1 rRNA gene (running past one end of the window) is annotated in these 409 nt (G+C 56.7%); it reads left to right on the top strand.

The features are described 5' to 3' along the window. Nucleotides 1-409 (top strand): 23S ribosomal RNA (locus B3587_RS00100) (its annotated part continues 1,510 nt past the right edge of the window); the annotation flags it as partial.

Here is a 409-nt window from a genome sequence, read left to right as displayed (position 1 = left end):
TCCCGTACCGGCGAAGAACCGCCCCAATCAATCCAGTGGTGCTAAGTGCCCGAATCCCTTTGTACGATCCCTTCGGGGTGAGGCATTGGGCCTAGCGCACGACCCCATGCTGGTGCGGTTAGCGTATTAACAGGTGTGACGCAGGAAGGTAGCCCAAGCCAGGCGATGGTTGTCCTGGTGCAAGTGCGTAGGCCGAGTGATAGGCAAATCCGTCACTCATATGGCTGAGACACGATGCGGATAAAAAGTGGGTGATCCTATGCTGCCGAGAAAAGCATCGACGCGAGGTTCTAGCCGCCCGTACCCCAAACCGACTCAGGTGGTCAGGTAGAGAATACCAAGGAGATCGAGAGAATCGTGGTTAAGGAACTCGGCAAAATGCCCCCGTAACTTCGGGAGAAGGGGGGCC

The sequence above is a fragment of the Microbacterium sp. UBA837 genome, assembly GCF_002296025.1.
Classification (GTDB): domain Bacteria; phylum Actinomycetota; class Actinomycetes; order Actinomycetales; family Microbacteriaceae; genus Microbacterium.
Note: the sequence above shows the minus strand (reverse complement) of the source record. Positions and strands in the feature narration are given on the sequence as shown.